Source organism: Opitutia bacterium (assembly GCA_016217545.1).
Lineage (GTDB): Bacteria > Verrucomicrobiota > Verrucomicrobiia > Opitutales > Opitutaceae > Didemnitutus.
The window spans coordinates 1,190,704-1,214,898 of the sequence record JACRHT010000017.1 but is presented as its reverse complement, the minus strand read 5'-3'; the positions used below and the strand labels follow the sequence as shown (position 1 = coordinate 1,214,898).

Here is a 24,195-nt window from a genome sequence, read left to right as displayed (position 1 = left end):
AGATGAAAGCGCTGCGTCTTTCGATCGCTCTGTTGATGGTGATCTCCGCAGCCAGTCTTGGTTTGGCCGAGAGGCGAGGCATTGGCGAAGAGCGCCGCTTCGCTAGTCGTGTTGAGTTGGAGAAGTGGGCCGAAAAAGAAAGCTTCGGCGGATACAGCGTCCGCCTATTCTCGTGGCAAAAGCATGAACTACTTGTGGTGGAACGAGCCTTCACCTCCGGCGTGGAGAGCTGCATGCTCTCCTTCTATGTGAGGGATAGAGAAGAATGGGTGGAAGCCGTGCGATTGCGGCCCTGGTGGGGCGAGTCTCTGCGCGTGAAACAAGATGAAGACGTTGTTCGAGTTTTGGCGGGGGAATCGGAGAAGGAGGTCGGAATCGTTTCTATCAGCGGTCTTCAAGTGCGCACCCGATAGACCGCAAAGAGTGCGGTGCGGCCGATATATGACATCGCGCCGAAAACCCCGTCGTTGACACCTCGCGCGCCCGCCGCCACTCCTCTGCGCACATGCTTCAGTCGTTTGCCTATAGCTTTTTTGCGTTCGCCGGCTTTTTTGCCCCGCGAACCATGGGCGGCTGACTCCGAAGCATAAACTGACTCACCAGATTTAAGCACCAGAGCCGCCCAATCCCGGGCGGCTCTTTTGTTTTTCCACCACCGACTCCCTCACACTCGCTCCCATGATCCTCCCCAAAGCCAATCGCCTCACGCCCGAACAGCTCAACGAAGTCACGACCATCGTCGCCGAGTTCGGCTGCAAGATTCAGCCGATCATCGGCGCCGTGCGCTCCATCTACGCCATCGTCGGCGACGAGCGCGATGACCTCATGATCGCGCGCCTCGAGGGCCTCGACTACGTCGAGCGCATCGACCGCATCCAGTCGCCGTTCAAGCTCATGGACCGGCGCTCCGATCTCGCGAATCACCGCCTGAAAATCGGCAACGTTACGCTGGGCGAGGAACTGCTCATCATCGCCGGCCAGTGCACGATCGATCCGAAAAATCCCAACTACTACCTCGAGACTTCGCAGGCCGTGAAGGAGGCCGGCGCCGACGCGCTCCGCGGCGGTGTGTGGAAGCCGCGCACGAATCCCTACAGCTTCCAGGGCGACGCGCGCTCGCTTGAAATCCTCATGGACGCCTCGCGCCGCACCGGCCTACCCGTCGTCACCGAGGTAATGGAACTCGAGCACATCAATCTCGCCCTCGATGCCGGCGTGCACGTGCTCCAAATCGGCGCGCGCAACGCCCTCAACTACTCGCTCCTCCGCCAGGTCGGCCGCGCCATCGCCGGCCGCCAGACCGCCGTGATGCTCAAGCGCAGCATCCACAGCGGCCCGCTCGCGGAGTTCATTTCCGCTGCCGAATACATCGCGGCTTTCGGCAATCCGAACGTCATTCTCTGTCCGCGCGGCACGCAGCCGCAGCTCGAGGGTTACCGCAATCAGCCCGACGAATCGATCACACCGCTCCTCAAGGAAAAGACTTGGGCGCCGGTCGTCGTCGACCCGTCGCACTCGGTCGGCAAGGCCTCCTACGTCCCGGCCGCCGCGCTCGCCGCGGTCGCCTACGGCTGCGACGGCCTCTGCATCGAGGCTCACGTCAGCCCGTCGCACGGCATCGGCGACGACCCGAAGCAGGCCGTGACACCCTCGGCGCTTGCCGAGCTGGTCAAACGCTGCCGCGCTCTCCACGCTTCGCTGCGTCCCCAACCCGCCGCCGCCCGCGCATGAAAAAAGAACTCGCCGCCATCCGCACGCGCATTGACACCATCGACGAGCGTGTCGTGAAGCTCCTCAACGATCGCCTCCGTCTCGCCCAACGCATCGGCGAAGTGAAACGCGGCGCTCGCGGTCGCATCTATGTGGCCGAGCGCGAGGCCGACGTGCTCCGCCGCGTCGCCGCCACCAACAAGGGCGGCGTGCTCAAACCCGCCGCGCTCCAAGCCATCTACCGCGAGATCATGTCCGCCGCGCTCGCGTTGGAAAAGCCGCTCGTCATCGCCTACCTCGGACCCGAGGCGACCTACACCCACGCCGCGGCTTTGAAGAAATTCGGCCGCAGCGTCGACTACCGCCCGATGCCGTCGCTCGCCGACGTGTTCACCGCGGTGGAAAAGGGCGAGGCCGACTACGGCGTCGTGCCGATCGAGAATTCCACCGAGGGCACCGTGCGCGATTCGCTCGACCTGTTCGTCGAGACGCCGCTGAAGATCGTCGCGGAACTCCAGCTCGAGATCGAACACACGCTCCTCTCGCGCGAGCCGTTGGAGAAGATCACCCGCGTCTACTCGAAAGACCAAGCGCTCGCCCAATGTCGCCGCTGGCTCCAGCGGCACCTGCCGCACGCGCAGCTCGTCGATGTCGACAGCACCGCGCTCGGCGTGCAGCGCGCCGCGAAGGAGAAGGGCGCCGCCGCCGTCGGTCCGCGCCTCGCCGGCGAACGCTACGGCGTGCCCGCGGTCGCGCAGCGCATCCAGGATCAGAAGAACAACACCTCGCGCTTCGGCATCCTCGGTCGCGAGCCGTCGGGCGTGGTCGGCCACGGCCACGACAAGACGAGTCTCCTCGTTTCACTCCGGCATGAGCCCGGCGCGTTGCTGCGGGCGTTGACGCCGTTCCACAAGCGGAAGCTCAACCTCACGCGCATCGAGTCGCGCCCGAGCCGCCTGCGTCCGTGGGACTACATCTTCTTCCTCGACGTCTCCGGCCACTACGAAGAGCCCGCGATGCAAGCCGCGCTCGGCGATCTGCGGAAGCAGTGCCCGCTCGTCAAATGGCTCGGCAGCTACCCGGCGGCGAAAGCCGTCTAAGACCCGAAATGACGCGTTACGGCGCTTGGATTGTTTTCGCCGGGGCGCTGCTGCTCGCAGCGGCCTCTGCGCTGGCAGGCACCCGGCCGGCCCCGCTCGACGCGCTGGCGACGAGTTTCGGCGGCTGGGCGCCGTTGCGTGAAGTGCGGACGATGACCTATCGCCTGACCCGGTTCAGCGGTGGCACACGCGTCGGCGAGGTGCTGTATCGCCTCGATCTCGAGAGCGGCCATGTGTGGTCCCGCGATATGCTGACGAACGAGGAGTCCTGGTGGGACGGCGCGACAGGTTGGCGCCGGGCCGCGAAGGGAAACCCGGAGCGCGACGCTGGTGTGGCCGATCGGTTGCGTGAGCATGCCGCGTATCATTTCTTCCGTCTGCTCCGCGATCCCGCGACGCGGGCGGAGTGGATCAATCTCACGCGGATCCGGATTAAACCGGCCGGTCAGGAGGCGTTCGAGGTGGAACTCGATCCGAGCGACGGACGCATTCGCTCGAATCACTTCGGAGATGTGACTGTTCGCGAAGGTTTCTACGAACCGGTGGGCCAGTTGGTCTGGCCGATGAAGTTCATTGTCGAGCAGCCGCTGAAGCCGCCAGCGTCCGGGCACTTTTCCGCGGTGCGATTGCTGGCTGAACCGGCACTGCCGGTCCCCCCGTAATCGAGTGTTGTCGCGGACGAGGGTAGGGCCGCGGGCTCAGTAGTTGTCCATCAGCACCCACAGCACCCACGCGAGGGCGACGTTCACGAGGGCGAGCGCGGCGATGCCGTAGACGAAGAGGACGGCGTTTTGCGTGCGATAGCCCCAAATCGTGAGCGGGACGAGGACGCCGTTGAAGACGAGCGTGAGCAGCCAGTAGTCGCGCTTGCGGCGGCTGCGCACCGGGCGAGCGGGTGGGGCGAGTTCGTCGCCGCCCGCGGCGATCTCGCGTTCGCGCAACTCGCGTTGGATCGCGAACACGTCGTTCGCCGCCGGCGCATCGGGCTTTTCACCGGGCTCCGGCCGCGGCGCGTTCACGCGCTCGAATTCCTTCGGTTTGAAGCCGTAGTTTTTCCGCGGCGGGTCGGTGTCGTCGGGCACGCGGGCGAGGCTGCACGGCGATTCGCTTATGCACAACCCGCGTTCTCCTCGGGGGAATGTCCGTGCGCCTCCGCGCTCGCCGCCGAAATTTTCCGCGGCTAATAGTCCGGATATGCCACAACGTAGCGTTTGCAGGGGCATTAGAGGTGCTACCAAAAGGGTTGCCATGCATTCCTGCGGTATCCCTTCGCCCCTCTACGATCCGGCGTTTGAACACGACGCCTGCGGTGTCGGCTTCATTGCGCGCACCGACGGCCACCGGACTCACGACGTTCTGAAGCACGGGTTGACCGCACTCAAAGCCCTCGCGCACCGCGGCGCAATCGACGCCGACTCCTCCACCGGCGACGGCGCCGGCATCATGACGCAGCTGCCCTACGAACTCATCCGCGCGCACCTCGTCGCGCAGAAGGTCAGCGTGCTGCCGAAGGACAAGGATCTCGCCATCGCGCAGCTGTTTCTCCCGCGCGAAAACGACCTCGCGCAGGCGCAGATCAAAAAGATTTTCATCGAAGCGGTGAAGGAGGAGGGCCTCGGCTTCGTCGCGTGGCGCGATGTGCCCACCGACTACTCGATCCTCGGTCGCAAGGCCGCCGACACGCGCCCGATGGTGCTGCAGGCGATCATCGCGCGCCTCGACGATTCGAGCGACGACGATTTTGAGCGCCACCTTTACCTCGCGCAGAAGATGGCCGAACGCCGCTGCAACGAGGCGCGCCTCGACGGCTTCTACGTCTGCTCGTGCTCGTCGCGCACGATCGTCTACAAGGGCCTGCTCAACGCGCCCGAGGTCCGCCGCTTCTTCCCCGACCTGCGCGACACGCGCTACACGACGGCATTCACGATCTTCCACCAGCGCTACTCGACCAACACGTTCCCGACGTGGCACCTCGCGCAGCCGTTCCGCCTCATGGCGCACAACGGCGAGATCAACACCATCCGCGGCAACCGCGTGCGCATGCAGGCGCGCGAGAAGGCGATGGCCGGCGGCGTGTGGGGCGGGCGCTTCGCCGATCTGCACCCGATCGTGCAACCGGGCATGTCTGACTCCGCGTCGTTCGACAACGTCCTCCAAGTGCTCGCGCTCGGCGGACGCTCCGCGCTGCACTCGATGATGATGATGGCGCCGCTCGCGTGGGAACAGAACCCGCGCCTCAGCGAAGACGCCCGCGGCTTCTTCCAATACCACTCGCTCTTCATGGAGCCGTGGGACGGTCCCGCCGCGCTCGTGTTCTCCGACGGCAAGATCGTCGGCGCCACGCTCGACCGCAACGGCCTGCGCCCCGCGCGCTTCAAGCTCTACGACGACGGCCACATCCTCCTCGCCTCGGAAACCGGCCTCGTGCCGAACCTCCCCGGCCAGGTCGTCATGTCCGGTCGTCTCGGGCCCGGCCGCATGATCGCGGTCGACCTCGAGCGCCAGCGCCTGCTGATGGACGAGGACATCAAGAAGGAAGTCGCCGAGAAGCCCGTCTTCCGCGACTGGTGCTCGCGCCACCTGATCAATCTCCAGAAGTTCGCCGCGACCTCGCCGGAGAACGAAGTCATCACGCCGCCCGCCGCCTACACGGCCTCGGTGCTCCAGCAGCAACTCGCGTTCGGCTACGACACCGAGGAGCTCGAACTCGTGCTCGGCTCGCTCGCCGTCGGCGTCGAGCCCACCGGCTCGATGGGCGACGACACGCCGCTCGCCGTCCTCTCGCGCCGCCCGAAGCTCCTCTACAGCTACTTCAAGCAGCTCTTCGCGCAGGTCACGAATCCGCCCATCGATTCCATCCGCGAGAAGTCCGTCATGTCGCTCGGCGCCGCCCTCGGCCCGCGCCTGAGCTTGTTCGACACCGGCCTGTCGCCGACCGGCGTGCTCACGCTGGATTCACCGCTGATCTTCGATCACGAACTCGAAGCGCTCTACGCGGTGCCGCTGTTCCGCAACGCTGTTGTCCGTCTCTCCGTCCTCTTCGACGCCAACGCCGGACCCGACGCGCTGGCCAACGCGGTGCACGACCTCGCGCACCGCGCGTTCAACGCCGTGGAAAACCAAGGCGCGAAGATCATCATCCTGTCCGATAAGGGCCTCGCGCCCGACAAGGCCGCGATCCCGATGCTCCTCGCCGTCGGCGCCGTGCAGCACCGCCTCATCCGTGGCGGCCTGCGCCTGAAGTGCGACATCGTTGCCGAGACCGGCGAGGCGCGCGACGTCCACCACATCGCCTGCCTCAGCGGCTACGGCGCCAACGCCATCAATCCTTACCTCGCGCTCGCGACCGTCCGCGAACTCGCCACGCAAGGGAAGCTCGCGACGCCCGCGAAGCCGGCCGACGCCGAGAAGAACTACAAGAAGGCGCTCGAGGCCGGCCTCTTGAAGGTCCTCGCCCGCATGGGCATCAGCACGCTCGCCAGCTACCGCGGCGCGCAAATTTTCGAAGCCATCGGCATCGGCGGCAAAGTCATCGAGGAGTGCTTCGGCGGCACGCCCTCGCCGATCGGCGGCATCGGCTATCGCCAGATCGCCGACGAAGTGTTGCGCCGCCACGAGCGCGCCTTCCCGCGCATGAACAACGCCGCCTCCGAGGCGGAAGCCACGCCCGCGCCCGCGACCGAGTTGCCGAACGACGGCTACTACAAGGTCAACAAGAAGGGTGACGGCGAGTTCCACGGCTGGAATCCGAAGGTCGTCGCCGGCATGCACAAATTCCTCAAGGGCGCCGCGCCCGAGGACTACAAGGTCTTCTCGCAAACTTCCGACGAGCATCCGCCGGTCACGATCAAGGACCTGCTCAAGATCCGTTTCCCCGCCGGCGGCCTGCCGCTCGAGGAAGTCGAATCCATCGAGGACATCCGCCGCCGTTTCACCACGGCCGGCATGTCGCTCGGCGCGCTCTCGCCCGAAGCCCACGAGACGCTCGCCATCGCCATGAACCGCATCGGCGGCAAGTCGAACTCGGGCGAGGGCGGTGAGGACCCCGAGCGCTTCGGCCTCCGCGAAAACGGCGACAGCGCCAACAGCGCGATCAAGCAAGTCGCGTCCGGCCGCTTCGGCGTCACCGCCGAATACCTCGCCAACGCGCGCGAAATCGAAATCAAGATGGCGCAGGGCGCGAAGCCCGGCGAAGGCGGCCAGTTGCCCGGCCACAAGGTCTCGCCGCTCATCGCGAAGCTCCGCTTCTCCGTCCCCGGCGTCACGCTCATCTCGCCGCCGCCGCACCACGACATCTATTCCATCGAGGACCTCGCGCAGCTGATTCTCGACCTCAAGGAAGTGAATCCGCGCGCCAAGGTCTGCGTGAAGCTCGTCTCGTCCTCCGGCGTCGGCACGATCGCCGCCGGCGTCGCCAAGGCTTACGCGGACGTCGTCCTTATCTCCGGCCACGAAGGTGGCACGGGCGCCTCGCCGCTCGGCTCGATCAAGAACGCCGGCTCCGACTGGGTCCTCGGCCTCGCCGAGGCGCACCAGGTTCTGATGATGAACGGCCTTCGCAATCGCGTGACGCTGCGCACCGACGGCGGCATGAAGACCGGCCGCGATATCGTCATCGCCGCCATCCTCGGCGCTGAGGAGTTCAACTTCGGCACCGCCGCGCTCATCGCGGCCGGTTGCGCGATGTTCCGCGTCTGCCATCTCAACACGTGCCCGGTCGGCGTCGCCACGCAGCGCGACGACCTGCGCGCGAAGTTTCGCGGCAAGCCCGAGAACGTCATCGCCTACTTCAACGCCGTCGCCGAGGAAGTCCGCCACTACCTCGCCCGCCTCGGCGCGCACACGCTCAACGACGTCATCGGCCGCCCCGAGCTGCTCGAGCAGATCGACGACCCGGCGAACCCGAAGACGCGTTTCATCAATCTCTCCGGCGTGCTCCACAACGTCGACCCGACCGGCCAGCTCGATCGCTTCCACACGCGCGAGCGCAACGAGCGCTTCGGCTCCGAGGGTTCGCTCGACGAATTCATCATCCAGGAAGCGCGCCACGTCGTCGCCGGCCGCGCGGGCCGTTTCAGCGGCACCTACAAGGTCACCAACGAATCGCGCTGCCTCGGCACGCACCTCTCGGGCCAGATCGCCTACCTGCGCGGCAGCTCCAGCCCGCTCGCGCCGCGCACGATCGACTTGAAGTTCAACGGCACCGCCGGCCAGAGCTTCGGCACGTTCCTCGTCCCCGGCGTGCGCCTCACGCTCACCGGCGAGGGCAACGACTACGTCGGCAAGGGCATGAGCGGCGGCGAAATCGTCATCCGTCCGCGCAGCGACGAGATCTTCGCTTGGGAAACCAACGTCCTCATCGGCAACACCTGCCTCTACGGCGCGACGGGCGGCTTGCTCTTCGCGGCGGGGTGGGCGGGCGAGCGCTTCGCCGTCCGCAATTCCGGCGCGATCGCCGTCGTCGAGGGCGTGGGCGACCACGGCTGCGAATACATGACGCGCGGCACGGTTGTCGTGCTCGGCCGCACCGGCCTGAACTTCGGCGCCGGCATGAGCGGCGGTCTCGCCTTCGTCTACGACAAGCTCGATACGCTGCCCAAGCGCTACAACAACCAGATGGTCACGCTCGAACGCCTGACGAACGACGACGAGGCCGAATCGCTCCGCAAGCTCATCAGCGACCACGCTGCCTCGACCGGTTCGCCGCACGCGCAGCGCATCCTCGAGCAGTGGCGCGAGAGCGTGAAGCTATTCTGGAAAGTCGTGCCGAACGCGCCGACGCCCGACGCGCCCAAGCAGTTCTACCGCTACGAGCCCGTGCAAGTCTTCGCCGAGCACGAAGCCGCGCTCGGCTGAGCGCGCCTGGCACCCCGTTTTGCTTCCCAACCCGCGGCCCGCGCCGCGGGTTTTGTTTTGCGGGTGACTGGGCCGCGTCGGCCGCCCGCTTGCCTCCGTGTCATGTTTTTGTCATAGAGCAAAGTTGGCCGGAACGATGCTTAGGTCCCTGCGAGACGTCGCACACCCTATGCGCCGTCGACCACGCAAACCCAACACACCGCAAACACCATCATGAGAAAAACCCTGCTCGCCGCGCTCGCGCTCATTGCCGCTGCCGGCCTTTCCGCCGAGGAAGCCAAGTCCTCCTACTCGATCACGTCCGACGTGACCTACACGACGCGCTACTTCTTCCGCGGCGTGAAAAACCAGGACTCGGCCCTCCAGCCGTCCGTCACCTACACGCAAGGCGCTTTCTCCGGCGGCATCTGGTCCAGCCAGGCGCTCGGCGACAAGGCGGCCGCCTGGGCGCAGGGCAAGGAATACGACTTCTTCGGCGGCTACACGTTCTCCCTCGAGAACAACGCCTCCGTCACGCTCGGCGGCACCTATTATTACTACCCGTCCGCGCGTCCGAGCCTGAGCGAAGCCAAGAAGTCCTATGAGGGCTCCATCGCCTTCGCCGCGCCGGTCGGCCCGCTCAGCGGCAAGTTCACCGTCTTCCACGACTTCAAGTTCGACTCCAACACGCTGCAAGCCGACCTCGGCTACAGCGTGCCGATGAGCAAGGGCTCGTTCGATGTCGGCGCCTATTACGGCTACAACGACATCGGCGACGGCGACGCCGACCTCCCGGGCACCGCCGGCTACACTTACAAATACTACGGCCTCGACGCCGCGGTCAGCATCAAGCTCCAGGACAACGCGACCGCCAAACTCGGCGTCCACTGGACCGATACGACCGGCGACATCGCTTCGCCGTCCAAGAATGTTTGGGTCACGCTCGGCGTCACCGTCGTGTTCTGATCCAGAAACAGGAACGCATAGCAGAATGGGAACCGGCCGCGCGCAAGTGCGGCCGGTTTTGCATTTGGGCGCTATGACACTCTGCGGACGACGTTGCGTCGCCGCCGCATTGCCGGGCGGGCGGCGAGCCGTGAAATTATTCCCCTGCCACGCACGAAAATTCCACGAAATCTTTCTGGCGCCACCGCGCCCGAATGCTTTTGGGTAAACCTTTTCCCCATGAAGAAGCCACGCAAAGTCGCCATCCTCACTGCCGGTGGTCTCGCTCCCTGTTTGAGCGCCGCCGTCGGTGAACTCATCCTCCAATACACCGCCGCCGCGCCGGAGATTGAGATCATCTGCTACCGCTCCGGCTACAAGGGCCTCCTCTTGGGCGACTCCATCCTCGTCACCGACGACATGCGTGCGCAGGCCGGCATCCTCCGCCGCTACGGCGGCAGCCCCATCGGCAACTCCCGCGTGCGCCTCACCAACGTCGACGACTGCGTCAAACGCGGTCTCGTCAAACCCGGCCAGGACCCGCGCGCCGTCGCCGCCAAGCAGCTCAAGAAGGACAAGGTCGACATCCTCCACACCATCGGCGGCGACGACACCAACACCGCCGCCGCGGACCTCGCCGCCTACCTGAAGAAAAACGGTTACAAGCTCACTGTCGTCGGCCTGCCCAAGACGATCGACAACGACATCGTCCCCATCCGCCAATCCCTCGGCGCGCTCACCGCGGCGGAGCAGGGCGCCCGTTTCTTCCAGAATGTCGTCAGCGAGCACGGCGCCAGCTCGCGCATGCTCATCGTCCACGAAATCATGGGCCGCCACTCCGGCTGGCTCACGGCCGCGACCACGCGCGAATACCTCCGCTTTGTCGAGGGCGGCCGCTTCCTCCCCGGCCTCGGCCTGCACGAGGAGCGTTGGAGCGTCCACGGCGTTTACCTGCCCGAGATGGAGTTCGATCTCCACGCCGAGTCCGACCGCCTCCGCGCCGTCATGGACCGCCTCGGCAACGTGAACCTCTTCGTCTCCGAAGGCGCCTGCGTCGAGACCGTCATCGCCGAGATGACCGCGCGCGGCGAGTCGATCGAGCGTGACCCCTTCGGCCATGTGAAACTCGACAAGATCAACGTCGGCTCCTGGTTCGGCAAACGCTTCGCCACGATGATCGGCGCCGAGAAGGTGCTCGTGCAGAAGTCCGGCTATTTCGCCCGCTCCGCCGCCGCCAACGACGCCGACCTCGTGCTCATCGCCCGCTGCGTCGAGCACGCCGTCGAGTGCGCGCTCCGCGGCGAGTCCGGCCTCATCGGCGAGGACGAGGAAGCTAACGGCCACCTCCGTCCGATCGAGTTCAACCGCGTCAAGGGCGGCAAACACTTCGACCTGCGCACGCGCTGGTTTCAGGAACTGCTCGTGACGACCGGCCAGAAGTCCGGCCGTCGCCGCAAGATCGCCTGAATTTTCGGAAAGAGCGCGACGTCGTAGAAAACGTCGCGCTCGTCCTGCCGCGCCGCATCGTCGGCGATGAGCCCCAGAAAAATTCGAACGCCTTGGCCCGTGCGGGGTCCAACGCGCAGCTTTATCTTTTTCGCTGCATGACCGCCCGGGAAAATCTCCAACGCCTCGTCTCTCTCTTCCTGCTCACGTTCGTCCTCGTGCTTCCAGCCCGCGCGGCCAGCTGGGTGCTGGCCAACGGCGACCGCCTCACCGGCACGCTCGTGCGCGAGTCGGCCGACGAGCTCGAAATCCAGCACGCCCAGCTCGGCACGTTGAGGATCCCGCGCTCCGCACTCGCGCCCACGGCCAGCCCCGTCACCGCCGCCGCGATCGCCAAGGTGCCCACCGCGCCCGCCGGCACGCCGGCCGCGCGCAACGACAAGGTGATCCCGAAATGGACGCGCCAGATCGAACTCGGCTACTCGACACAGGACGGCGCCAAGACGAAGCGCGATCTCACCGCGCGCTTCCAGATCGAGGGCCACGACAACCGCTCCAACAGCTACCGCGCCACCGCGAGCGCCCTCCGCTCCGAGGCCAACGGCGTCGTCACCGCCGACCGCCAGCTCGCCGATTTCCGCTGGCGTCACGACTTCAGCAAGCGCCTCTTCACGCAGTCGCTCACCACCTATTCCTCCGACGATCTCAAGCAGATCAACTACAGCGTCGAGCAACAGCTCGGCGGCGGCTACAAGATCCTCGACGCACCGAAGCAGCAGGTGAACGTCGGCCTCGGCGCCGTGCTCCAACGCCTCTCGCGCGACGACTTCGAGGACTACACCGCGCTCCTCGGCTCGGCGTTCCAGGACTACACGCTCCAGTGGGACAAGCGCTTCAAGTTCACCCAGGAAGCCACCGTCTTCCTCGCCGACTCGCCCAACATGTCCGCGCGCGGCGGCCGTTCCACCTTCACCGGCGCGCCTTCCGATGGGAATTTCCGCGTGAAGTTCAACGCCGCCCTCCAGTCGCGCATGACCGAGCGCGTTTCGCTCAACCTCCGCTACGAAGTCGACTACGACCACTCGGTCCCCGATCCGAATTATCGCTCCGATTCCCGCCTGACCTCCTCGCTCGGCTACGCGTGGTGAGGGCCGCCTAGGCCGGTAGCCCGCGCCCTCCAAACGCGGGATGAAGCGCCACCGGCGGGGGATGAGCGCTCGATCGCGGAGTCGAGCCGCGCCCGCGCGACGAGCGCCGCGTATCCCGTGCAGCGACCAATCTCGGTCGCGCCCGCAACTTTTCTCCCGTTCCGCGCGTCACCGCTTCGGCATTGCCCCGGCACAAAACCCGCCCAACGTAGTCGAACGATTCCCCGCATGCGACCGCTCTTCCTCCTCGCGTTACTCGCTCTGCCCGCGCTGGCGCAGACACCGGCCGCGCCGTCGCTGCAGAACTTGGTGCAGAATTCGCCCTTCGGCACCGCCACGCCCGCCGGACAAGCGGCCGCGGCGGCGGGTCCGCTGGAGTTTCGCGGCACCTTCGTGGATCGCGGCGAGCGCTTCTTCAGCATCGCCGACACCGCCTCGCGCCGCGCCGAGTGGGTGTCCCTCAACGAGTCCGGTCGCCCGTTCGTCGTCAAAAATTACGATGCGGACAGCGAGACGGTGACGCTCGATTACCAAGGGCGCAGCATGAGCCTGAAGCTCCGCACCGCCCGGATCACGGCCATGGCCATGCCGCCGCCGCAGGTGGTGGCCCAGCCGCAACCCGGCCAGTCGCCGCAACCGATCGCGATGCCCGCCGCCGCCCCGACTGCTCCCGGCGCCACCGAGGCCCAGCGCCTCGCCCAGGTCGCCGAGGAAATCCGCCGCCGCCGCGCCTTGCGCCAGCAAGCCCAGCAGCAACCTCCTCCGACGCCTCAGCCCACTCAACCGCCCCGCTAATCTCCCCATGAATCTGCGAAAAGCTCGCGCCGCGTTCACGCTCGTCGAAATCCTCCTCGCCCTCGCCATCGTGGGCCTGCTCGTCGGCCTCGCGGTGACGAATGCCGACAAAATCCTCGGCGGCAGCCAGGAGTCCGTGGCCAAGATCTTCGTCCGCGACGCGCTCAAGACCTCGCTCACCCGCTACAAGATCGACGTCGGCGATTACCCCTCGACCACCGAAGGCCTCGCCGCGCTTCTCGCCGCCCCGGCCAACAAGGCCGATCGCTGGCGGGGCCCCTACGCCGACGCGCCGAACGGCAAGCTCCCGGCCGATCCGTGGGGCGAGCAATATCGCTACCGGTTTCCCGGCACCAAGAACAAGGGCAGCTTCGACCTCTATTCCGTCGGACCCGATCACGCCGACGGCACCGAGGACGACATCGGCAATTGGTGACCGCCCGCGCCTCAGGGCCGGGAGGCGCGCCGTTGCCAGTCCATCGCATGCCACGCGGTAACGCCCACGTTCGCGCCTTCACCCTCGTCGAGGTTCTGCTCGTCCTCGCGCTCATCGCGCTGTTCGCGGCGATCTTCATTCCCGGGGTGAACTCGATGCTCGCGCAGATGGACGAGCGCGGGCCCGACCAGATCGCCAGCGAAGCCGTCCTCGCCGCGCGCACCATCGCCCTCGAGTCCGGCCGCGCCACCGAGCTCGCCTACGACGCCGAGAAGCGCCAGCTCCTCTGGGGCGAGAGCGGCGCGCGCAGCGATGTCCTGCCGGTCGGCGTCGTCCTCGATCTCCTCCCCATGGAGGCTGGCGGCAGCATTCTCCTTGGCGGCGAACTCACCGAGAATCAGGAACCGTTGAAGCGCGTGCGCTTTTTCCCCGACGGCACCTGCCAGCCCTTCCGCCTGCGCCTCCGGGCCGGCGCCGACGCCAAGCCGCGCGTGCTCATCGTCGATCCGTGGACGTGCGCGCTGAGCCCGGCCCCGACCAAGACCTGAGATGCGCCGCGCCTTTACCCTCGTCGAAGTGCTGGTCGGCCTCGCCATCCTCGCGATCGCCGCGATCGTGCTCGGCGCCGCCTACGCCAACACCCTCGGCGCGCACGCCGCCATCGCCCAGCGCGCGTCCGGCGGCTCTTCGATGGATTTCCTGCGCGACACCGTGCTCAACGAGCCCGAACGCGAGAAAATCGAGAAGGGCGGGGACATGTCGTTGCCCGACGATCGCCGCCTGCGCTGGGAAGCCAAAGTCGAGGAGGTCGCCGTGCCCGATCTCTTCAAGGTCACGCTCACGACCCGCACGAGCGGTGGCACCATGAAGAGCGAGGAAGAGGCCACCGAGACCCTCATGGTTCTCCGGCCGACGTGGAGCGACCCGCAACGCCGCGAGCAACTCCGCTCCGACTGGCGCGCCGCCCGCGAGAAGGCCAAGGAGACGATCGCGCGATGAACGCAAGTCTCGGCCCGCGTCGCGAGGGTGGGCGCCGTCGTCCCGACGGCGCCGAGGATTGCCGTCGCCGGGACGGCGACGCCCACCTCACGCGTTCCCGCGCCTTCACTCTCATCGAGACGCTGCTCGCGGCCGCGTTGCTCGGCGGCCTGCTGCTCGCGCTGAACTTCTTCGTGTTCTCGATGGCGGAAATCTGGGGCGCCGGCGCCGAACGCCGCCTCTTCGATCAGCACGTGCGCGCCGTCACGCGCGAGGTCGAGACGATGCTCCGCACCGCCGCGCTGCCGCCGCTGCAGACCGACACGCCAATCTTCGGCCGCGAGGTGCGGCTCGACGACGGCCGGCGCATGACGCTCGTTTCCTACGAACTGGCCGAGGGCAGTCCGCGCCTGCCGTGGAAAACCGCGCCGCTGCCCGACGTTGTGTGCGGACTCGCGCAGCAGTCCAACAAGGGATTCGTGCTCTACTGGCAATCGCGCCTCGAAAAGGACTTCGACGACGCCGCGCCGCGCGCGTTCATCCTCTCGCCCTTCGGCGCCGAGCTGAAATACGAATACCTCGAGGGCGACGGCAATTTCTGGCGCGTCTACGATCAGCTACAGCGCGACAATCAGGGCCGTTGGCGCATGCCGCAACGCCTGCGCCTCGGCTTCGCGCACGGCACCATGAAAACGGAAACCACCGTCACCCTGCCGCCCGCGCCGGGGGCGTTGCCGCATTACTGAGGTGAAGTTCCAAATGCCAAGTATCAAGTGTCACGAAGCCCGCAGAAGTCCGGGCGCGGATCGCCGCGCCTCCGGCAATCTGTCCCTTGGCCACTTGGAACTTGGTCCCTCTGGCGCGCGTGCGCGCCAGCGCGGTGCCGTCATCGTGCTCGTGCTCGTCACCGTGCTGCTCGCGGCGTTTCTCCTTACGGCGTTCATCCGCCGGAGCGGCACCGAGCTGCTCGCCGATGCGCGCTCGGCGAACATGAAGAGCCTGCGCGCCGACGCTTATTCCGCGCTCGAGACCGCGCTCGCCGTGCTGGCCGATTTCCGCGCGGTCGACGGCGCCTTGCGCAGCCCCGCTGAAGGATGGGAGGATCCGCTCACCGACACCGGTTTCACGCCCGCTGCCGGTCGCGAGGTCGCGGTGTCGTTCGAGGACGAGTCGGCCAAGCTCTCGCTGCCCAACGCCGGCGAGACCGAGATCCAGACGATGCTCGAATTCGCCGGCGTGGAGCGCAACCAGGCGGAACGCCTCAGCCACGTGCTGCACGCGTGGGCGCATGACGCGCCGAAGGATGCCGCAGTCGATATGGACGTGCCCGACTACGGCGCCGCGACACCGGCCTACCAGCCCGCGCACCGCGCGCTCCGGTCTTGGGGCGAACTCGCCGCGGTTGAACTCAACGAACACGTCTTCTTCGACGAGGCCGGCCGGCCCACGCCGGTCTTCGACGCGTTTCGGCAGGAGGTGTCGTTGCTCTCGTTCCGCCGCGTGAACCTCAACGCCGCGCGCGCCGGCGTCCTCACCGCGCTCGGCCTCGGCAGCTCCGAGGTGCAGTCGTTGCAGGATTACCGCGCCCGCCCGAAACCGAAGGGCGAGACCGGCGTCTTCCGTTCCATCACCGAAGCCAACACCATCATGGGCGCGAGCGTCACCGGCGACCACTATGGCACCAACATCGAGGCGCTGCGCATCAACGTCGAGGTCCGGCAGGGCCAGGTGGTTTACCGGCTGAGCGCGGTGGTTTCCGCCGGAGCCAACGCCTCCGCTCCCCAGCGCCGCAACGAGGCGACCAAGCCGGGTGGCGTCGAAACCGCCCCGCCGCCTGAGCGTAAAGCCTTGAACTACCCCTTCACCGTGCTCGAAATTAAGGAGAACAGCGAACCAACCGCGCCCGAAGCGAGTCCCACGAGCTGACATGCCGACCCCCACCGAAACAACTGCGCCCGCCGCCGCGCTCGACGAGATCGTCGTGCTGCCGCCGGAGGCGTTCTTCGTGCGTCGCGTGCCGCTCGATGCCGCCTCGCCCGCCGCCGAGCAGGTGGAACTCGCGCTCGAGACCCACGCCCCCTTCGCCGTCGGCCAGCTTTACTACGGCTTTCTGCCCGCGGCAGACGGTGCCAGTGCGCTCGCGTTCGCGACCCATCGCCGGTTGTTCGCCGCCGAGGGTTGGGACGGTGCCACGGCGGTGCTGCCGGCCTTCATCGCGCTGCTCGGCGATGCGCCGACCGGCAAAGCGGTCCGCGCCTGGAGCGACGGCAATTCGCTGATCGTGGCGACGTGGGATGGCAACGGCTCGCTGCCCGCGCTTGTGCTCGCGCGCAAGGTCGAGCCCGCGACCGAGTCCGCGGAACGCGACCGCTTGCTCGACGAGGCCAAAGCCCGGCTCGGCGAACTCGGCGCGGTCGAGGAATTCGTTGGCCCGATCTCGGTCGTCCCGCGCAAGGACGCGTCGGAGTTCGCGGTCGCCCGGCGCAACGGCGGCACGCTGACCACGCGTTTCGAGGAATCCGCCGTGCAGGCGATGGACGTGCGCGACAAGGCGGTCCTTGCCGACCGCCGCGCCACGCAGCAGCGTGACCGGTTCCTCTGGCGCGTGTTGCAGGTGACCGTCGGGTGCATCGCCTTCGCGGCCGTGCTCGAACTCGGTGCTTTTCTCGGCGGCGTGCTGCTCAACCAGCAACGCGAGGCGCAACGCATCCTCGCGCCCGACGTGGAGAAAATCCAGACCGCCCAGACACTCGGCACGCGCATCGAGGAGATGGCGCAGCGCCGCCTCCGCGCGATGGAAATGCTGGCCGTGCTCAACACCGTCCGGCCCGGCGGCGTGGTGTTCTCCCGCTCGGTCACCAACGGCCGCGACACGATTGAGATCGAGGGCCAGTCGGCCAACGCCGACAACGTCGGCACGTTCGAGTCGTCCGCCCGCGCGCTGCCGCAGGTCGCGACGTTGGAGGTCTCGAATATCCGGCTGATCGAGGGCGTGACGACCTTCCGTGTCGTCGCGACGTTCAAGGATGGCTCGCTCGCGGCCGTCACCGGCACGGGAGGTGCGAAGTGAAACGCTTTTTCTTCACCCGAAATTTGCGCGAGAAGGCGCTGCTCGTGACGTTCGTTTCGCTCGTCGCCATCGCGTGGCTGCTCAGCGCCACCGGCCGCGCCCGCACGCGGGTCGCGGACTGGCGTTCGCTCCGCGCCTCGGGCGAGGAGCAACAGCTCTGGCTCAAGAACCGCGCCGACATCGAAGCGCGCGCCGCCAAGGCCACGGCGCAGCTCGACCCGGCAAAGACCCTCAACGGCACGCGCCTCGTTGCCGAGATGAGCGCGCTCGCGTCGCAGGCCGGCCTGACCCCGGAAGTGTCCGGCCAGCGCAGTGAGCGCACGACGCAGTTCGCCTTCCACACCGCGCAGGTGACCTTCCGCCGCGCCGAACTCGGCGCGTTGGTGAAGTTCTACGAAGCGCTCTCGGCGCGCTCGCCCTATGTCGGACTCGAACAGGTTTCGCTCCAAGCCGACCGCGCCGCGCCCGGCACGCTCAACGCCACCTTTCGCGTCACCGCGGCCGAATTGCAGCGCTGAGGCGGCCGCCGGACCGTCACGAGATGTTAAATTCTCACGTCGGCCGGTTCCGGGCTTGAGTCGGGAGTGCCGGCGCGAAAGATGCCGCGCGTGATTCGGGCCCCTCGTGCGCTGTGCGGCGTGCTGCTTCTGGTCGGCGTTTTCGCCGTCGGCCGCGCCGCCGTCTCGCCGGATACCGCGCTAAGCGCCGACGAACAGGCGGCGCGCTTCCTCGTCCAGGCGACCTTCGGCCCCACGAGCGACTCCATCGCCGAGCTCCGGCAGATGGGCTACAACTACTCGGCGTGGATCGACGCGCAGGCGGGCAAGCCGCAGACGAAGGCGATGGATATCCTCGCCGCCGCCCGCGCCGCCGGCTCGATCACCACGAGCGACAGAAACCACAACCGCCGCGCCCGCACGCAGGTGATGCTCACCGGCCAGGATCAGCTCCGCCAACGCATCGCCTACGCCCTCAGCCAGATCGTCGTCGTCTCCGATGCCGACACGAACATCGCCAACGCCAGCGACGGCTCGTCCGCGTGGTGGGACATGCTCGCGCGCAACGCGCTGGGCAATTTCAAGACGCTCCTCACCGACGTCACGCGCTCGCCCATGATGGGCCGTTACCTGAGCCACTACAAAAACCGCAAAGCCAACACCGCGAGCGGCACGCGCCCCGACGAGAACTACGCGCGCGAGGTCATGCAGCTTTTCAGCATCGGCCTCTATCAGCTCAACTCCAACGGCACCTACATCACCGACAGCACCGGCCGCCCCCTCGAAACCTACACCAACGACAACATCACGGAGTTCGCGCGCGTCTTCACCGGCTTCACCGACGAGAGCACGAACAACACCGGCACGGGCACCGGCCGCACGGATTTTCCGACCGCGACCGCCGACTACATCAGCCCGATGCGCATGTGGGAGGCGCAGCACGACACCGCCGCCAAGACGCTCCTCGCCTACGCCGGCGCCCGCAAACCCAACCTGCCCGCCAACCAGCCCGGCCTCACCGACGTCAGCGACGCCCTCGACAACCTGATCGAGCACCCGAGTTGCGCGCCGTTCATCTCGCGACTGCTGATCCAGCGGCTCGTGTCGGCGAATCCCAGCGACGGCTACGTTGCACGCGTCGCCTCCACTTTCGCCAACAACGGCTCCGGCGTCCGCGGCGACCTGCTCGCCGTCGTGAAAGCCATCCTGCTCGACAGCGAAGCGCGCAGCCTCTCGATGCTCACCGACGCCGAGCACGGCAAACTCCAGGAGCCATTCCTCCGCCTCACGCAGCTGCTCCGCGCCGGCAAGTTCACGATCAGCGCCGGCACGACCGTCATCCCCTACGACCTTGGCGCGTTTAGCGAGTCCTCGATGGGCCAGTTTCCCCTCGGCGCGCCTTCCGTGTTCAACTTCTACTCGCCCGACTACGAGCCGCCCGGCGTGATCCAGAACGCACGCCTCGTCGGCCCCGAGTTCCAAATCCTCAATGCCGTCACGGCGATCGCGTTCCCCAACGCCGTCTACACCCTCATCTATAGCGGCACGGGCAATATGCGCCTCGACCTCTCCGCGCAGGAGACGCTCGCCGCCACGCCGGGATCGCTGATCGACAACCTCGACCTGTTGCTCACGCGCGGCACGCTCAGCGCCGACAACCGCACGAAAATCCTCACTGCGGTGAACGGCATCACCGCCGGCATGGTTCCGAGTGGCAGCACCCTCAACCGCGAGCGCGCGCGGCTCGCTTACTACCTCATCGCGCTCTCGCCGGAGTTCGCCGTCCTCAAATGAGCGCTCCCTCGATCACCCGTCGCCAGTTCCTCGGCCAAGCCAGCTGCGCTGGCGTGAAGGGCACGGCCGTCCTCTCCACGCTGCTCTCGCTCCGCCTCGCCAATTCGCTCGCCGCACAGACCGCGCCGAGCGACTACAAGGCGCTCGTCTGCCTCTTCCTCGCCGGCGGCAACGACTCGTTCAACATGCTCGTGCCGACCACGGCGGCGGAATACGCCGCCTACTCCACGGTCCGCGGCAACCTCGCGCTCGCGAAGGACACGTTGCTCGAGATCACGCCGTCGAACCTCGGCGGCCGCACGCTCGGCATCCACCCGTCGATGACCGAGGTGCGCGACCTCTTCACGCAGGGCAAACTCTCCTTCGTCTCGAACGTCGGCTCGCTCGTCCGCCCCACGACGCTCGCCGACTACAAGGCCAACAAGTATCGCCCCATCTCGCTCTACTCGCACGCCGACCAGGTGAAGCAGTGGCAGACGTGCATGCCCGACCAGCGCACCGCCATCGGCTGGGGCGGCCGCGCCGGCGACATCATCAAGTCGCTCAATTCCGCGAGCCTCGTCTCGATGATGATCTCGCTCTCGGGGCAAAACACCTTCCTCACCGGCGAGCGCACCTTCGGCTACACCGTCAGCTCCGCCGGCGCCACGGCGCTCACCGGTTACAGTCCCACTGCGACGAACAGCCTGACCGCCCTGCGCACGGCCGCCGCGGACAGCCTGCTCGAAGCGCAATACAGCAGCCTGTTCGACCAGTCCTACGGCGGCAACTCGGCCGCTGCGATCGACGCTTACTACGAATTCTCCGGCGCGCTCACCGGCGTGACGCTCGCCACCGCCGTCCCGAGCGGCAACACGCTCGCCAACAATCTCGCGATGATCGCGAAGATCGCCTCCGTCGCCGGCAAGCTCGGCGCGAAGCGACAGGTGTTCTTCGTGCAGATCGGCGGCTGGGATCACCACGACGAGCTCATCAACAACCAGCTGACGCTCCTGCGCACCGTGAGCCAGGCGGTCGGCTTCTTCTACACCGCGCTCGGAGAGCTTGGTTTGCAAAACAAGGTCACGCTCTTCTCCGCGTCGGACTTCGCCCGCACGCTCACGTCGAACGGCAACGGCTCGGACCACGCGTGGGGCGGCAACCACTTCGTCATGGGCGGTTCGGTGGCGGGCGGCCGCGTCGCCGGCAATCCCGAGCAGGGCTACTATCCCGATTTGCAGCAACGCGCCTCCATCGACACCGGCCAAGGCCGGCTCATTCCCGGCGTCTCAGTCGACGAATACGCGCGCGACCTGCTGAGTTGGTTCGGCGTCGGCAACGGCGACATGGATTACGTGCTGCCGGCGTTCAGCAGCCGTTTCGGCAATCGCCTCTCGCTCGGCCTGATGACGAGCAGCGCGCAGACCGGCGGGACGGGCGGCACGGGTTCCAGCGGGTCAACCGGAGGCTCTGGCTCGTCGGGTGGTGGCGGCGGCGGTGGCGGTGGTTCGCCGACGGTCCTCGGCGCGGCGGCGATCGGTGGTGCGCTGTTGCTGAAGAAAATCGCGGACCGCAAAGCGCGCCTCACGGCCGAGCGCGCGGCGTCGGCGAAGATCGACGCGTCCGCAAAGTAGCGCCGCGACCTGGCGCGTGGCGCGCGTTTGCGCGGGCGAATTCGCCGTTGCGCGGAATTTCGGGTCCGATTGTCTAGCCGCAAGGGCCACGAAACTCCTCAAATCACATGAATGTTCTCGGCGGTATTTTCGGCATCGGTGCGTTGCTCGCGCTCTTTGCGCTCTGGCTCTATGCGCTGATCTCCGCGATCAAGAACGAGCGACTCGATCCGACGATGCGGATCGTGTGGGTGCTCGTGGTCATCTTGGTCAGCGGAATCGGCGCATTGATCTACCTGTTGGTCGCGCCGAATCGTCCGTCCCCGGAGGAACTCCGGATGGAGGCGGGCCGGCGCCGGCGCGACGAAATCCAGCGCGCGGCGCGGAGCAGCTGATCTCGCGCCGCGGTCGATGGGCGCCGCGCGCAGTCCGCGCGGGACCAGACACTCAGGCAGCGGCGGGTTTTGCCGTCAGCTTTTCGCCGAGCTTGATCGCCAGCCACGCCATCGGCAGGTAGGCGACAATCAGGTCGAGCGCGACGAACCACGCGGGGGCCGGAATCATGACCGCCGCCGCGATGCCGCCGCAGAGGGAAAGGCCGCCCATGGCCCACGCGAAGACGGCGCGCCGGCTCGCAGCGACGACGTAGGCGACGAGGCCGCCGACAAAAGCGTTCATGGCGTGCGCGAGGAACGGGAACACGAAATGCGCGGGCTGCAGTTCGTGGGCGTGGGCACGGATGCTTTCGACGTTGTTGACGTCCATGCCCGCGGGCGGCGGGAAGACGTGCGGACCGACGGTGATGAGGAGGGTGTTGGCCAGACCGCCGGCGACGAGGCCGGCGATCACGGCGAGGATGTTGCGGACCGTGGGGTTCATGGCGTGGGTGTCGTGTGAGCGACGTCCGTCGCGGCACGCGGGGGTCGCGTGCGTGGTGCGGCGACGGGCGGGGCGCCCGACAGTTAGGCGTCCAGGTCCGATCGGTCAATCTCCGGTGCCGCGGATGGCGGCCGCCCCTTACGGGCCGACCGCGCGTTCGAGCGCGGCGACGTCGATTTTCACCATTTCCATCATCGCAGCCATCGCGCGTTGGGCGCGCGCGGGGTCCGGGTCTTGCATGAGCTCGGTGAGGCGGCGCGGCACGATTTGCCACGCGAGGCCCCAGCGGTCGGTGATCCAGCTACAGCCCATCTCGCGGCCTCCGTTGGCGAGGATCGCGGCCCACAGGCGGTCAGTTTCGGCCTGGTCGGCGGTGTGAATCTGGAAGGAGACGGCGGGGGTGAACTTGAAGTTGTCACCGCCGTTCAGCGCGAGGTAAGGCTGGCCGCCGAGGGTGAACTCGACCGTGAGGACGTCGCCCGCCTTGCCGCTCGGCCAGTCGAGCGGCGAGCGAAACACGCGATCGATGCGCGAGCCGGGCAGGAGCGAGACGTAGAAGTTGGCGGCCGCTTCGGCGTCGCCGTTGAACCAGAGGCAGGGGGTGATTTTCGACATGGGCGTGGAGGATATAAAATCACGACGAACGAACCGGCTGGCCCCGGACACCGGATGGACAGGGAAGGCCCCTAGAACTTGAAGCTCGCGCTGACGGAGAAGACGGCGGAGACGATCGCGTAGGCGATGAAGGCGACGAAGGTGAACGCGACGAGCAGCACGCCGGTCGAGATCACTTGCGTCAACAGGTTCACTTGGCGCGAGAGATCGTCCTGATACGAGGCGGCGATGTTGCGCAGGCTGGGCGCGAGCTGGCCGGTGCTCTCACCGACGGCGAGGCGGTCGATCACGAGCGGCGGGAAGCACTGCGTCTTGGCCAGCGACTGGGAGAGGCTTTCGCCCTCGAGCACGCGGCTGGTGGCGTCGCGGAACGCGGCTTGGAGCGAGCGGTTGGCGATCGTGCGCTCGGTCATGCGCAGCGCCTCGGCGGTCGTGACGCCGTTCTCGAGCAGCACGGCGAGCGTGGAGGCGAAGTTGTGGATCGTCGCCGCCGAGACGAAGCGGCCGGCGAACGGCGCGCGCAGGACCCACGCGTCGGTGGCGGCACGGCCTTTGGCCGTTTTGCGCCAGCGCCAGAAAAACACGATGGTCAGCACGGCGCCGACAAGCGCGATGATGCCGTAGTGCAGCAGGAAGTCCGACATGCCGATGAGCAGGCGCGTGGCCCACGGCATTTTGCCGCCGAGCGAATTGAGCAGCGTCTGCAGGCGCGGCAGCAGGAAGAAGATGAAGAAAATGATGACGCCGACCGCGATCGTGCAGATGAACACGGGGTAGGCGAGGGCGGCGGTCAGGGTGCGGCGCATCTCGCGTTGTGCGGTGTAGTGCTGCACGAGGCGCTGGAGCACTTCGCGGAGATTGCCCGTCGCTTCGCCGGCGGCGATGAGGTTGACAGCGTGCGTGGTGAACGTGCCGGGGAGCGACTCCATCGCTTGCGAGAGCGGCAGGCCTTCGCTGAGGCGTTCCCACAACGCGGCGCAGAGCCCGCGGAGCTGCGGCTCCTGCAGGCGCTGGCTGAGCAGGCGCACGGCTTCGCCGGCGGGGAGGCCGCTGCCGATCAGGTCCGAGAGCGCCTGGAAAAACGGCAGCTGGAGATCCTCGCTGAACTGGCGATGCGCGCTGCGTTCGGCGAAGAGCTTGGGGAGGGCGTCCGAGACGGTCGGGGATTTTTTCGCCGCCGCCGTGGGGGCGCCGCCGAGTTCGTTCAGGCTGATCGGGCGCAGGCCGCGGGCTGCGAGGAGGCGCGCCGCGTCCTTGCGGCTGGGAGCGTCGAGTGTGGCCTCGACGGTCTGGCCGGTGCCGGAGCGGGCGGTGTAGGTGAAGCGGGGCATGGCGGCGGCGGCTTAGCTGAGAGC

At 67.2% G+C, this 24,195-nt stretch carries 23 protein-coding genes; 19 read left to right on the top strand and 4 right to left on the bottom strand.

The window, feature by feature from the left end; genetic code table 11:
- The first annotated feature begins 2 nt into the window (after positions 1-2).
- The 4 genes from HZA32_21105 to HZA32_21090 all read left to right on the top strand — a co-directional run bounded on the left by HZA32_21105 (position 3) and on the right by HZA32_21090 (position 3,472).
- Positions 3-413, top strand: coding sequence for a hypothetical protein (locus HZA32_21105; protein MBI5426583.1), 411 nt, complete (start codon positions 3-5; stop codon positions 411-413).
- Between the two features lie 265 nt (positions 414-678).
- A complete protein-coding gene (locus HZA32_21100; protein ID MBI5426582.1) occupies positions 679-1,731 on the top strand; it encodes a 3-deoxy-D-arabino-heptulosonate 7-phosphate synthase in 1,053 nt (350 codons plus the stop codon).
- Entirely contained in the window at positions 1,728-2,810 is a 1,083-nt protein-coding gene (gene pheA / locus HZA32_21095) for a prephenate dehydratase (GenBank protein MBI5426581.1), read from the top strand. The genes HZA32_21100 and pheA overlap by 4 nt, the downstream gene beginning before the upstream one ends.
- 8 nt (positions 2,811-2,818) lie before the next feature.
- A complete protein-coding gene (locus tag HZA32_21090) occupies positions 2,819-3,472 on the top strand; it encodes a hypothetical protein (protein ID MBI5426580.1) in 654 nt (217 codons plus the stop codon).
- Positions 3,473-3,508: 36 nt separating this feature from the next.
- Here the strand turns inward: HZA32_21090 and HZA32_21085 are convergent, their stop codons facing one another.
- A complete protein-coding gene (locus HZA32_21085; GenBank protein MBI5426579.1) occupies positions 3,509-3,892 on the bottom strand; it encodes a hypothetical protein in 384 nt (127 codons plus the stop codon).
- A gap of 166 nt (positions 3,893-4,058) precedes the next feature.
- On the opposite strand from HZA32_21085, the gene gltB reads away from it, so the two are divergent.
- The 15 genes from gltB (at position 4,059) to HZA32_21010 (ending at position 21,741) form a co-directional block, all read left to right on the top strand.
- Positions 4,059-8,666 carry a glutamate synthase large subunit gene (gene gltB / locus HZA32_21080; GenBank protein ID MBI5426578.1) on the top strand — a complete coding sequence of 1,536 codons (4,608 nt, stop codon included), beginning with the start codon at positions 4,059-4,061 and terminating at the stop codon, positions 8,664-8,666.
- Between the two features lie 213 nt (positions 8,667-8,879).
- On the top strand, positions 8,880-9,611 hold the full coding sequence (locus HZA32_21075) for a hypothetical protein (GenBank protein ID MBI5426577.1): 732 nt from the start codon (positions 8,880-8,882) through the stop codon (positions 9,609-9,611).
- Between the two features lie 219 nt (positions 9,612-9,830).
- On the top strand, positions 9,831-11,057 hold the full coding sequence (locus HZA32_21070; protein MBI5426576.1) for a pyrophosphate--fructose-6-phosphate 1-phosphotransferase: 1,227 nt from the start codon (positions 9,831-9,833) through the stop codon (positions 11,055-11,057).
- A 137-nt stretch (positions 11,058-11,194) separates the two neighbouring features.
- A complete protein-coding gene (locus tag HZA32_21065) occupies positions 11,195-12,184 on the top strand; it encodes a DUF481 domain-containing protein (GenBank protein MBI5426575.1) in 990 nt (329 codons plus the stop codon).
- Between the two features lie 228 nt (positions 12,185-12,412).
- Entirely contained in the window at positions 12,413-12,979 is a 567-nt protein-coding gene (locus HZA32_21060; protein ID MBI5426574.1) for a hypothetical protein, read from the top strand.
- 7 nt (positions 12,980-12,986) lie between these two features.
- Entirely contained in the window at positions 12,987-13,415 is a 429-nt protein-coding gene (gspG, locus tag HZA32_21055) for a type II secretion system major pseudopilin GspG (GenBank protein ID MBI5426573.1), read from the top strand.
- Positions 13,416-13,462: 47 nt separating this feature from the next.
- On the top strand, positions 13,463-13,963 hold the full coding sequence (locus HZA32_21050; protein ID MBI5426572.1) for a prepilin-type N-terminal cleavage/methylation domain-containing protein: 501 nt from the start codon (positions 13,463-13,465) through the stop codon (positions 13,961-13,963).
- 1 nt (position 13,964) lies between these two features.
- Positions 13,965-14,414 carry a prepilin-type N-terminal cleavage/methylation domain-containing protein gene (locus HZA32_21045; GenBank protein ID MBI5426571.1) on the top strand — a complete coding sequence of 150 codons (450 nt, stop codon included), beginning with the start codon at positions 13,965-13,967 and terminating at the stop codon, positions 14,412-14,414.
- Positions 14,411-15,139, top strand: a complete 729-nt coding sequence (locus HZA32_21040; protein ID MBI5426570.1) for a hypothetical protein — start codon at positions 14,411-14,413, stop codon at positions 15,137-15,139. Before HZA32_21045 ends, HZA32_21040 begins: the two co-directional genes overlap by 4 nt.
- Before the next feature lie 94 nt (positions 15,140-15,233).
- Positions 15,234-16,319: a general secretion pathway protein GspK gene (locus HZA32_21035; GenBank protein MBI5426569.1), complete on the top strand. Its 1,086-nt coding sequence runs from the start codon at positions 15,234-15,236 to the stop codon at positions 16,317-16,319.
- A gap of 1 nt (position 16,320) precedes the next feature.
- Positions 16,321-17,463, top strand: a complete 1,143-nt coding sequence (locus tag HZA32_21030) for a hypothetical protein (GenBank protein ID MBI5426568.1) — start codon at positions 16,321-16,323, stop codon at positions 17,461-17,463.
- Positions 17,460-17,981 carry a general secretion pathway protein GspM gene (locus HZA32_21025; protein ID MBI5426567.1) on the top strand — a complete coding sequence of 174 codons (522 nt, stop codon included), beginning with the start codon at positions 17,460-17,462 and terminating at the stop codon, positions 17,979-17,981. Before HZA32_21030 ends, HZA32_21025 begins: the two co-directional genes overlap by 4 nt.
- A gap of 90 nt (positions 17,982-18,071) precedes the next feature.
- The gene (locus tag HZA32_21020) at positions 18,072-19,754 is read left to right on the top strand and encodes a DUF1800 domain-containing protein (GenBank protein ID MBI5426566.1); all 1,683 of its coding nucleotides are present in this window, start codon (positions 18,072-18,074) and stop codon (positions 19,752-19,754) included.
- Positions 19,751-21,367 carry a DUF1501 domain-containing protein gene (locus tag HZA32_21015; GenBank protein MBI5426565.1) on the top strand — a complete coding sequence of 539 codons (1,617 nt, stop codon included), beginning with the start codon at positions 19,751-19,753 and terminating at the stop codon, positions 21,365-21,367. The genes HZA32_21020 and HZA32_21015 overlap by 4 nt, the downstream gene beginning before the upstream one ends.
- Positions 21,368-21,474: 107 nt before the next feature.
- Positions 21,475-21,741 carry a PLDc N-terminal domain-containing protein gene (locus HZA32_21010; protein ID MBI5426564.1) on the top strand — a complete coding sequence of 89 codons (267 nt, stop codon included), beginning with the start codon at positions 21,475-21,477 and terminating at the stop codon, positions 21,739-21,741.
- 52 nt (positions 21,742-21,793) lie between these two features.
- Here HZA32_21010 and HZA32_21005 read toward each other — a convergent pair whose 3' ends face one another.
- From HZA32_21005 to HZA32_20995, 3 genes are all read right to left on the bottom strand, one after another.
- The gene (locus HZA32_21005; protein MBI5426563.1) at positions 21,794-22,225 is read right to left on the bottom strand and encodes a hypothetical protein; all 432 of its coding nucleotides are present in this window, start codon (positions 22,223-22,225) and stop codon (positions 21,794-21,796) included.
- A 138-nt stretch (positions 22,226-22,363) separates the two neighbouring features.
- Positions 22,364-22,840: a VOC family protein gene (locus tag HZA32_21000; protein ID MBI5426562.1), complete on the bottom strand. Its 477-nt coding sequence runs from the start codon at positions 22,838-22,840 to the stop codon at positions 22,364-22,366.
- 71 nt (positions 22,841-22,911) lie between these two features.
- Entirely contained in the window at positions 22,912-24,171 is a 1,260-nt protein-coding gene (locus tag HZA32_20995) for a type II secretion system F family protein (protein MBI5426561.1), read from the bottom strand.
- Between the last annotated feature and the right edge of the window lie 24 nt (positions 24,172-24,195).

Coding starts and splice junctions, on each gene's coding strand:
- HZA32_21105 (MBI5426583.1), top strand. CDS start 3: ATGAAAGCGCTGCGTCTTTCGATCGCTCTGTTGATGGTGATCTCCGCA.
- HZA32_21100 (MBI5426582.1), top strand. CDS start 679: ATGATCCTCCCCAAAGCCAATCGCCTCACGCCCGAACAGCTCAACGAA.
- pheA (MBI5426581.1), top strand. CDS start 1,728: ATGAAAAAAGAACTCGCCGCCATCCGCACGCGCATTGACACCATCGAC.
- HZA32_21090 (MBI5426580.1), top strand. CDS start 2,819: ATGACGCGTTACGGCGCTTGGATTGTTTTCGCCGGGGCGCTGCTGCTC.
- gltB (MBI5426578.1), top strand. CDS start 4,059: ATGCATTCCTGCGGTATCCCTTCGCCCCTCTACGATCCGGCGTTTGAA.
- HZA32_21075 (MBI5426577.1), top strand. CDS start 8,880: ATGAGAAAAACCCTGCTCGCCGCGCTCGCGCTCATTGCCGCTGCCGGC.
- HZA32_21070 (MBI5426576.1), top strand. CDS start 9,831: ATGAAGAAGCCACGCAAAGTCGCCATCCTCACTGCCGGTGGTCTCGCT.
- HZA32_21065 (MBI5426575.1), top strand. CDS start 11,195: ATGACCGCCCGGGAAAATCTCCAACGCCTCGTCTCTCTCTTCCTGCTC.
- HZA32_21060 (MBI5426574.1), top strand. CDS start 12,413: ATGCGACCGCTCTTCCTCCTCGCGTTACTCGCTCTGCCCGCGCTGGCG.
- gspG (MBI5426573.1), top strand. CDS start 12,987: ATGAATCTGCGAAAAGCTCGCGCCGCGTTCACGCTCGTCGAAATCCTC.
- HZA32_21050 (MBI5426572.1), top strand. CDS start 13,463: ATGCCACGCGGTAACGCCCACGTTCGCGCCTTCACCCTCGTCGAGGTT.
- HZA32_21045 (MBI5426571.1), top strand. CDS start 13,965: ATGCGCCGCGCCTTTACCCTCGTCGAAGTGCTGGTCGGCCTCGCCATC.
- HZA32_21040 (MBI5426570.1), top strand. CDS start 14,411: ATGAACGCAAGTCTCGGCCCGCGTCGCGAGGGTGGGCGCCGTCGTCCC.
- HZA32_21030 (MBI5426568.1), top strand. CDS start 16,321: ATGCCGACCCCCACCGAAACAACTGCGCCCGCCGCCGCGCTCGACGAG.
- HZA32_21015 (MBI5426565.1), top strand. CDS start 19,751: ATGAGCGCTCCCTCGATCACCCGTCGCCAGTTCCTCGGCCAAGCCAGC.
- HZA32_21010 (MBI5426564.1), top strand. CDS start 21,475: ATGAATGTTCTCGGCGGTATTTTCGGCATCGGTGCGTTGCTCGCGCTC.
- HZA32_21005 (MBI5426563.1), bottom strand. CDS start 22,225: ATGAACCCCACGGTCCGCAACATCCTCGCCGTGATCGCCGGCCTCGTC.
- HZA32_21000 (MBI5426562.1), bottom strand. CDS start 22,840: ATGTCGAAAATCACCCCCTGCCTCTGGTTCAACGGCGACGCCGAAGCG.
- HZA32_20995 (MBI5426561.1), bottom strand. CDS start 24,171: ATGCCCCGCTTCACCTACACCGCCCGCTCCGGCACCGGCCAGACCGTC.